This window comes from Deinococcus rhizophilus, from assembly GCF_030271215.1.
Lineage (GTDB): Bacteria > Deinococcota > Deinococci > Deinococcales > Deinococcaceae > Deinococcus > Deinococcus rhizophilus.
Genome location: NZ_JASNGB010000135.1, coordinates 1 through 7,876 on the forward strand (window position 1 = coordinate 1; position 7,876 = coordinate 7,876).

At 73.5% G+C, this 7,876-nt stretch carries 10 protein-coding genes and 1 pseudogene; 5 read left to right on the top strand and 6 right to left on the bottom strand.

The genetic code is table 11. The features are described from left to right. Positions 1 to 463 (bottom strand): annotated as a pseudogene (locus QOL99_RS12650) (nicotinate phosphoribosyltransferase); the annotation flags it as partial. 44 nt (positions 464 to 507) lie between these two features. After that, on the bottom strand, positions 508 to 1,980 hold the full coding sequence (locus tag QOL99_RS12655; RefSeq protein ID WP_285524312.1) for an MFS transporter: 1,473 nt from the start codon (positions 1,978 to 1,980) through the stop codon (positions 508 to 510). Positions 1,981 to 2,110: 130 nt separating this feature from the next. Here QOL99_RS12655 and nadE point away from each other — a divergent pair, with 130 nt between their 5' ends. After that, positions 2,111 to 2,935 carry an ammonia-dependent NAD(+) synthetase gene (gene nadE / locus QOL99_RS12660; RefSeq protein ID WP_285524314.1) on the top strand — a complete coding sequence of 275 codons (825 nt, stop codon included), beginning with the start codon at positions 2,111 to 2,113 and terminating at the stop codon, positions 2,933 to 2,935. A gap of 61 nt (positions 2,936 to 2,996) precedes the next feature. Here nadE and QOL99_RS12665 read toward each other — a convergent pair whose 3' ends face one another. From QOL99_RS12665 to trxC, 3 genes are read right to left on the bottom strand one after another with little or no spacing between them, the layout of a single operon-like run. Next, positions 2,997 to 3,173, bottom strand: a complete 177-nt coding sequence (locus QOL99_RS12665) for a hypothetical protein (RefSeq protein WP_285524315.1) — start codon at positions 3,171 to 3,173, stop codon at positions 2,997 to 2,999. Next, entirely contained in the window at positions 3,173 to 3,781 is a 609-nt protein-coding gene (locus QOL99_RS12670) for a hypothetical protein (protein ID WP_285524317.1), read from the bottom strand. Before QOL99_RS12670 ends, QOL99_RS12665 begins: the two co-directional genes overlap by 1 nt. A gap of 36 nt (positions 3,782 to 3,817) precedes the next feature. Further along, positions 3,818 to 4,240 (bottom strand): thioredoxin TrxC, encoded by a 423-nt coding sequence (gene trxC / locus QOL99_RS12675; protein ID WP_285524319.1) that lies wholly within the window; start codon positions 4,238 to 4,240, stop codon positions 3,818 to 3,820. Positions 4,241 to 4,310: 70 nt separating this feature from the next. Between trxC and purB the strand changes: the two genes are divergently transcribed. Further along, a complete protein-coding gene (purB, locus tag QOL99_RS12680) occupies positions 4,311 to 5,618 on the top strand; it encodes an adenylosuccinate lyase (protein WP_285524321.1) in 1,308 nt (435 codons plus the stop codon). A 10-nt stretch (positions 5,619 to 5,628) separates the two neighbouring features. Then, positions 5,629 to 6,537, top strand: coding sequence for an N-acetyl-gamma-glutamyl-phosphate reductase (locus QOL99_RS12685; protein ID WP_285524323.1), 909 nt, complete (start codon positions 5,629 to 5,631; stop codon positions 6,535 to 6,537). Positions 6,538 to 6,676: 139 nt separating this feature from the next. On the opposite strand, the gene QOL99_RS12690 is transcribed toward QOL99_RS12685, so the two are convergent. Further along, positions 6,677 to 7,147 (bottom strand): response regulator, encoded by a 471-nt coding sequence (locus QOL99_RS12690; protein WP_285524325.1) that lies wholly within the window; start codon positions 7,145 to 7,147, stop codon positions 6,677 to 6,679. Positions 7,148 to 7,299: 152 nt separating this feature from the next. Here QOL99_RS12690 and QOL99_RS12695 point away from each other — a divergent pair, with 152 nt between their 5' ends. Continuing rightward, positions 7,300 to 7,716 (top strand): DinB family protein, encoded by a 417-nt coding sequence (locus QOL99_RS12695; RefSeq protein WP_285524327.1) that lies wholly within the window; start codon positions 7,300 to 7,302, stop codon positions 7,714 to 7,716. Positions 7,717 to 7,733: 17 nt separating this feature from the next. Continuing rightward, the coding region (locus tag QOL99_RS12700; protein ID WP_285524329.1) for a DUF84 family protein at positions 7,734 to 7,876 on the top strand (143 nt) is incomplete at its 3' end.

The window sequence follows — 7,876 nt, forward strand, 5'->3', positions numbered from 1 at the left end:
CCCCGTCCGGCCCCTGCGCCCGGCGGGTGCCGAACTCCACGACCTGGCCCCCGTGCGGGCTGCTCCCCGCCGCGAGGACGCAGCGGGCGGCCTTCGTCGCCACCAGCGTCTGGAAGTTCAGCGTGTTCAGCAGCGCCGTCTCCACGAGCTGCGCCTCCCACAGCGGCGCCTGCACCGTGAGCAGCGGCGCGTGCGCAAAGACCACGCTGCCCTCGCGGAAGGCCGTGACCTGCCCGGAGAAGCGCCAGCCGCGCAGGGCGTCCAGGAAGTCGGGGCGGAACTGGCCCAGCCCCTCCAGATAGGCGAGGTCGCCTTCCGAGAAGCGCAGGCCCTCCAGCATCCCCAGCGCGGGTTCCAGCCCCGCCCACACCGCGAAGCCCCCCTGGAAGGGCAGCTTGCGGAAGTACAGGTCGAACACCGCCTCCCGCGCGTGCAGGCCGTGGTGCCAGTAGCCCTGCATCATGGTGAGCTGGTAGAGGTCGGTGAAGAGGGGCGAGGCGGGAACAGTCACGCCGCATTCTCCGGCATGGCGGCCTCGGAAAGCTGCCGCCCGCGCGTCTCGACCCCGATCAGCCACGCGCACAGGGCGGCCCCGGCGAAGCAGGCCGCGAAAAGACCCAGCGCCCAGCCCAGTTGCCCGGTGAGCAGCAGCGCCCCCAGCAACGGCGAGAGCAGCGAGGCGAGCCGGGCCATGCCGCTCACGAAGCCCATGCCGGTCGTGCGCAGCGGCGTGGGGAACAGCTCGGGCGTGTAGGCGTACAGCGCCCCCCACGCGCCCAGCAGCGCGGCAGAGAGCAGCGCCGAGGTGCCCAGCACCGTCCCCGGCGTGCCCGCCAGCAGGAAGAGGAAGGCCGCCACCGACGACACGCCCAGGAAGCCCGTCAGCGTGCCCCGCCGCCCCACCCGCTCGACCAGATAGGCCGAGAGCAGGTAACCCGGCACCTGCGCGAGCGCGAGCAGCAGCGTGGTGCGGTACACCGCGCCCAGGTCCAGCCCGCCCGCCCGCAGGTACGACGGCAACCAGGTGAAGATGCCGTAGTAGCCCAGGCTGAGCCCGAACCACACCAGCGCCAGCAGCACCGTGCGCCGCCGCAGCGCCCCCGCGAAGAGGGCGGCCGGGGTCACGCGGGGCGCGGGGGGCGGGACTTGCAGGGGCGCGTCGGGCAGCGCGGTGCCGTTGGCGCGGGCCACCCGCCCCNGCAGCGCCCCCGCGAAGAGGGCGGCCGGGGTCACGCGGGGCGCGGGGGGCGGGACTTGCAGGGGCGCGTCGGGCAGCGCGGTGCCGTTGGCGCGGGCCACCCGCCCCAGCGCCGCCCGCGCCGCCCCCTCCTGCCCCCGCACCAGCAGCGAGCGCGGCGAGTCGGGAATCCCCAGCCGGGCCAGCAGCCCGATCAGCCCCGGCAGCGCGGCCAGGGCCAGCAGCCAACGCCACGCCCCGGCAGGCTCGAAGACGGTGCTCAGGTACCACGCCAGCCCTGCCACCATCACCGTCCCCACCGCCCAGAAGCTTTCCAGGTACACCAGGAATCGGCCCCGCCACCGCGTCGGCACAAACTCGGCCATCATCGCGTAGTCCACCGGGAGGGTGCCCCCGATCGCAAAGCCGGTCAGTACGCGGGCCACCACCAGCCACGCGACCGAGGGCGCAAAGGCCCCCGCCAGCCCGAACACCACCCCCAGCGCCACCGTCGTCAGGAAGACCGCCCGCCGCCCGATGCGGTCCGCCAGCCAGCCCCAGAACAGCGCCCCCACGAACATCCCCGCGAAGGTGGCGGTGAGCAGCCACGTCGCGTCCGCCGAGCCGCGCTCCAGCCCGAACGCCGCCGAGATGCCGGGCAGGGCGAAGCCCATCAGCAGCACCTCCATCGCGTCGGCGGCCCAGGTCAGCCCGCAGATGCCCAGCAGCCGCCACTGAAAGGGGCCGAGACCGAGACGGTCCACGGCGTCGTCGAGGGAGATCGGGCGGACAGAGGAGGTCATCGCCTGAGGAGTGTACGGGGCGAGGGGTGAGGATGGGCCGAAGTTGGGAGAGCGGCCGGGGGACCCGATACAGAGGGAACTGGGGGAACAGTCCAGCCGAATCAAGACCCCCGCCCCTTACCCTGTCCCCATGCTCCCCCTCCGCGACCAGATCCGCCGCGCCCTCCACGTCCTCCCCGACATCGACCCCGCCGCCGAGGTCGGGCGCCGCGTGGCCTTCCTCGCCGACTACCTGCGGGCGACGGGCACGCACGGCTACGTCCTCGGCATCAGCGGGGGCCAGGACAGCACCCTGGCCGGGCGCCTCTGCCAGCTGGCCGCCGAGCGGGTGCGCGAAGGGGGGAGCGAGGCCACCTTCCTCGCGGTGCGGCTGCCCTACGGGGTGCAGGCCGACGAGGCGGACGCGCAGGCCGCCCTCGCCTTTATCCAGCCCGACCGCACCGTGACGGTCAACATCAAGGCGGCGGCGGACGCCTCCGCCCAGGCCGCCGCCGAGGCCCTCGGCCAGCCGCTGCGCGACTTCGTGCGGGGCAACGTCAAGGCCCGCGAGCGGATGGTCGCCCAGTACGCCCTCGCCGGGCAGGAGGGGCTGCTGGTCGTGGGCACCGACCACGCGGCGGAGGCGCTGACGGGCTTTTACACCAAGTACGGCGACGGCGGCGTGGACCTCACGCCCCTGACCGGCCTGACCAAGCGGCAGGGGGCGCAGCTTCTGGCTCACCTCGGCGCCCCGGAAGCCACCTGGCGCAAGGTGCCCACCGCCGACCTGGAAGACGACCGCCCCGGCCTCCCCGACGAGGCCGCGCTGGGCGTGACCTACGCCCAGATCGACGCCTACCTGGAAGGCCAGGGCGTGCCGGGGGACGTGGCCGCGCGGCTGGAGCGGCTGTACCTCAACACCCGGCACAAGCGCACCACGCCGGTCACCCCCTTCGAGGACTGGTGGCGGGCCTGAGCCGCGTCCTGTGCCTGCACGGTGGGCGGCAGCCCTGACCCTGAGCGGGACGGACCCGGCGCTACTTCCTCCCCCCACGGGCCTCGCGCAGCAGCCAGACCCCCAGCAGGTCGAACAGCACCACGAAGGCGAGGCTGCCCAGCGCCGCCACCCACTCCCCGCGCCCCACTTGCAGCACCAGCGCGATCAGCCCGCCCACGTTGAGAAAGGCCAGCATCGCCAGCAGCAGCCCCGGCATCAGCCCTCCAGCAAGGCGGCGCGGGCCTCGACCTCGGCGGCGGCCCGGTCCGCGTCAGCTTCGCGGAAGAAGGTGGCGGACTCCTGATAGGCGGCCCGCGCCCCGGCCCCGTCGCCTCCCTGCGCGGCCAGCTCCCCCCGCGCCCGGTGGAGGCAGCCCAGGGTCATCGGGTCGTCGGCGGTGTGGGCGTCGGCCAGCGCCTCTCCGAGCGCGGCACGGGCATGGTTCACTTCCCCGAGGGCGAGGTGGCCCACCACGAGTTCGTAGCCGTTCACCGCCCGTTTGAAGGGCTGCTCCGCTTCCGGCAAGGCCCCGATCAGCGCCCGCTCCTGGGCAAAGAGGTCCAGCGCGGCCCGGTGCTCGCCCGCCAGCCGCTCCACCATGCCGAGCTGATAAACGGCGACATGCTCCCAGGGGTCGCCCGCGTGGGCCTGCCGCAGCCGCCCGTAGACCTCACGCGCCCCGGCGTGGTCGCCCGCATGCGCCTGCACGTACCCCAGCGCCATCTGGCCCGCGCGGGAGGCGAGGAGGTCGGGGTCGGCCTCCAGACGCCTCCGCGCGTCCTCCCAGTCCTCGCGGTCGGTGGCGGCCCAGAGCTCTGGCAACATGGCCCAGGATAGGGTGCGGGACGGGGGAGGGCGGGCCTACTCCGCAAGCGCCGCCAGCCGCCCCAGCAAGGCCGCCCTGGGCACCGTTCCCACCACCGTGTCGACCACCTGCCCCTCCCGCATCAGCAGCAGCGTGGGGATGCTGCGGACCCCGTAGCGGGCGGCCGACTGCGGGTTCTCGTCCACGTTGACCTTGACCACCCGCACCTTTCCGGCGCATTCGCGGGCCACGTCCTCCAGCACCGGCCCCATCACCCGGCACGGGCCGCACCACGGCGCCCAGAAGTCCACCAGCACGGGCACAGGCGCCTGCACGTCCTCCGCGAAGGTGGCGTCGGTGCCGTCGTGCAGCCAGGGCAGCGCGGCCCCGCAGCGGGCGCAGGCGGGCACCTGCCCTTCAGGGACGGTCCGCACCCGGTTCTTGGCTCCGCAGGCGGCGCAGGTCAGGACATCGCTCATCCCCCACAACAAGCAGACCCGGCCCCGGGCAAAGGTGCTCCGGCTCACCGGCTGGGGTACGCTGCCCGTCGTGATCGACCGCTACCTGACCCCCGAGATGAAGACGCTGTGGAGCGAGGCGAGCAAGTACCGCGCGTGGCTGCGCGTGGAACTCGCCGCGATGGAGGCCCAGGCCCGGCACGGCGAGGTCCCGCCGGAGGCTTTCGCCGCTCTGACCGCCCGCGCCGCCGCTGACCCTCTCGACGACGCCTTCGCCGTGCGGGTGGCCGAGATCGAGGCCGTGACCCGGCACGACATCGTGGCCTTCACGCGGGCGCTCACCGAGCGCTACGGGGAAGAAGCCCGCTTCATCCACCACGGCCTGACGAGCACCGACGTGGTGGACACCGCCCAGAACCTGCTGCTCGACGGGGCCTTCGGGCTGATCCTGGCCGACGTGGAGGCCCTGCGCGAGGTCTGCCGGGTGCAGGCGGTCGCCCACAAGCACACGCCCACGGTGGGCCGCACCCACGGCATCCACGCCGAGCCGATGACCTTCGGGCTGAAGTTCCTGAACTGGATGGCGGCGCTGGACCGCGACCTCCAGCGGCTGCGTGCAGCGCGGGAGCGGGTGCGGGTGGTCATGCTGTCCGGGTCCGTGGGCACCTACGCGCACGTCTCCCCCCAGATCGAGGAGGAAGTCGCCGCCGCCTGGGGCTGGCAGGCCGCACCCGTCACCAACCAGACCCTCGCCCGCGACCGCCACGCCGAAGTGCTGTCGGCCCTCGCCATCCTGGGGACCACCCTGGAGAGGATCGCGGTGGAGATTCGTCACCTCCAGCGCTCGGAAGTCCGCGAGGCGATGGAGCCCTTCGGCAAGGGGCAGACGGGCAGCTCCTCCATGCCGCACAAGAAAAACCCCATCCTGACCGAGAACGTGACGGGCTTTGCGCGGCTGCTGCGCGGCTACCTCGCCGCCGGGCTGGAGAACGTGGCCCTGTGGCACGAGCGCGATATTTCCCATTCCAGCGCCGAGCGCATCATCCTGCCCGACGCCACGAGCGCCGCGAGCTACGCCACCCGCCGCCTGACCGGGGTGGTGCGTGATCTGGTGGTCTTCCCGGAGCGGATGCTGCGGAACTTGAACGATCTCGGCGGGCTGGTCTTTTCCCAGCGGGTGCTGCACGCCCTGATCGACGAGAAGGGCATGAGCCGCGAGGCCGCCTACGACCTCGTGCAGCGCCATGCCCTGCGCAGCTGGGAGACGGGCGAGGGCCTGCGCGAGCTGCTGGGCGCGGACGAGGCCAACCCGCTGAGCCCGGACGAGCTGAACGCCGCCTTTGACCTGGGGTGGTACCTGCGGCATGTGGACGCGATCTACGCCCGCTTCGGGCTGTGAGGGGGAAAGGATGAGCGACCCAGTTTCCGTCGCCCTCGTCGGCGGCGACACCCCCCAGGGGGCCGAGTTCCTGCGGCTGGCACTGGCCCACCCGGGGCTGAACGTGACCGGGGTGAGCGCCCGCGCCCAGGCCGGGCAGCCCATCGCGGAGCTCTATCCCACCCTGCGCGCAGTCACCCGCCTGAGCTTCCGCGCCGCCGCCGGGCTGGAAGAGGCCGACGTGCTGGTGCTGGCGGACACGGCAGAGGGCGGCCCCCAGGAGGGCACCCGCCTGACGCTGGACCTCACGGGCCGCCGGGTGGCCGAGGCCCTGACCCCCGGTTCGGGCTGGGTGTATGGCCTGCCAGAGCGGACGCGGGGGGCGTTGCGCGGGGCCACGCGGGTGGCGGTGCCCGGCGACCTCACCACTGCCGCCGTGCTGACGCTCGCGCCGCTGCTGGAGCAGGGGGTGCTGCTGCCGCGTGGCCTGCGCCTGACCGAACTGCGGGGAGCGCCCGCACCCGCCTTTGCCGTGGGGCACGCTCAGGCGGGCGAGATTGCCCGTGCCCTGCCGGGCCGCTTCGGGCTGGAGTTCACGGCGGCGGGGCTGCCGGGGCTGGCCGGGCTGCTGCTGCTCGCGGAAGCCTGGGTGCCCGACGGCTACAGCGACCGCGACGTGTGGAGCGCCTACCGCGAGGCCTACGCGGGCGAGGCGTTCGTGCGGCTGCTGCCGGGTGACGCCCCCGACCCCGCCCGGCTGCGCGGCACCCCCTTCATTGAACTGGGCACCAGCCTGGACCTCGACTCGGGCCGGGTGCTGCTGACAGCGGCGCTGGACCCCCGGGGACGCGGGGGCGCGGGGCAGGCCCTCCAGAGCCTCAACCTCGCGCTGGGATGGCCGGAGGGGACGGGGCTGGGCTTTAGCGGGCTGCTGCCCTGAGAGCCTGGGTGAAGAGTCAGCCCAACTGCTGCATCTGGCCCGAGAACATCAAGTTTTTGCTTCTCCCCGTTGCGGAGGAAGCTGGGAGTGGTCCAGCCCCGCGGGAGAGGGGGGACCGCGGACAGCCCCCACCTGACCCTCAGGCCGTGTGCGGCGGCACCCGCACGATGCTGAGCATGTAGCGCCCCAGGGCCTGAATCGCCAGGTAAAAGTGCTCGAAGTCGATGGGCTTGACCACGTAGCTCGCCGCGTGCGCCTGATAGGAACGCAGGATGTCCTCGTCGGCCTGGCTGGTCGTCAGGACGATCACCGGGATGGTCATCAGCTGGGGGTCGTGCTTGAGCTCCGCGAGCACCTCCAGCCCGTTCTTGCGCGGCATGTTGATGTCGAGCAGGATCACGTCGGGGCGCGGGCAGTCCTCGTAGCCGGGAGCGCGGCGCAGGAAGTCGAGGGCCTCCACGCCGTCGCGGGCCACATGCAGCGAGTTGGCCACCCCCGCCGCCGCGAACGCTTCCTGGGTCAGGATGATGTCGGGCTCGCTGTCCTCGACCAGCAGGATCTCGATCGGGGTGGCGTTCGTCAGGGGAAAGGGGGGATCTGTGGTGCTCATGGGGGGCTCCTGTCTGCTCTGCTCCCCAGTCTGCTGGCCGCAGGGGCCCGCCGCGCTGAGGGCTGCTTTACGCGGGCGCAACCCAGCCTTGACCTGGCCTTGACGGACGCGCCCGCCCGGCCCGGCCCGGCGCCTGGCGTACCCTGACCTCCATGAACCTGCTGCAAGGTGCCCTGGGCGGCACCAGTTTCCCTGGCCCCGAGCGGCTGCTGCGGGACCTGGGCTGGGAGGACGCCTCCCGCCCGGTGCCCGGCGTGCCCTACACCCTGGCCGACTCGCTCGCGCACCTCGCGGTGACGGCCCGCGCCAGCCTCGACCTCGCGGCGGGGCGGGCCTCGGCGTGGCCGGAGGACCTTGACCCCTGGCCGGGGGTCGCGGACGAGGCCGCCTTCCGCACCCTGCTCGCCGAGCTGCGGCTGGGGCTGACCGAGGCCCGCGCCCTGGCCGACTCGCCCTCCGACCGGGCGCGGGACATCCTGACCGATCTGGCCGCGCACAGCGCCTACCACTGGGGCCAGGTCGCGCTGCTGAGACGGGTGCTGGGCGTGTGGCCGCCGGAGGGCGAGTGACAGCACCCCTGGTCCGGGTGGGCAGCCTCAACCCCGCCAAGCTGCGCCCGGTCGCGGAGGTCTTCGGGGCGTGGTGGCCGGACACGGCGGTGGAGGGGGTGGCCGTTCCCGGCGGCGTGCCCGAGCAGCCGCTGGGCGAGGCGCAGACCCGCGAGGGGGC

Excerpts from the sequence above, each read along its gene's own strand:
- QOL99_RS12690 (WP_285524325.1), bottom strand. The coding sequence starts at position 7,147 with ATGAGCACCACAGATCCCCCCTTTCCCCTGACGAACGCCACCCCGATC.
- QOL99_RS12665 (WP_285524315.1), bottom strand. The coding sequence starts at position 3,173 with ATGCCGGGGCTGCTGCTGGCGATGCTGGCCTTTCTCAACGTGGGCGGG.
- QOL99_RS12695 (WP_285524327.1), top strand. The coding sequence starts at position 7,300 with ATGAACCTGCTGCAAGGTGCCCTGGGCGGCACCAGTTTCCCTGGCCCC.
- QOL99_RS12670 (WP_285524317.1), bottom strand. The coding sequence starts at position 3,781 with ATGTTGCCAGAGCTCTGGGCCGCCACCGACCGCGAGGACTGGGAGGAC.
- QOL99_RS12685 (WP_285524323.1), top strand. The coding sequence starts at position 5,629 with ATGAGCGACCCAGTTTCCGTCGCCCTCGTCGGCGGCGACACCCCCCAG.
- nadE (WP_285524314.1), top strand. The coding sequence starts at position 2,111 with ATGCTCCCCCTCCGCGACCAGATCCGCCGCGCCCTCCACGTCCTCCCC.
- trxC (WP_285524319.1), bottom strand. The coding sequence starts at position 4,240 with ATGAGCGATGTCCTGACCTGCGCCGCCTGCGGAGCCAAGAACCGGGTG.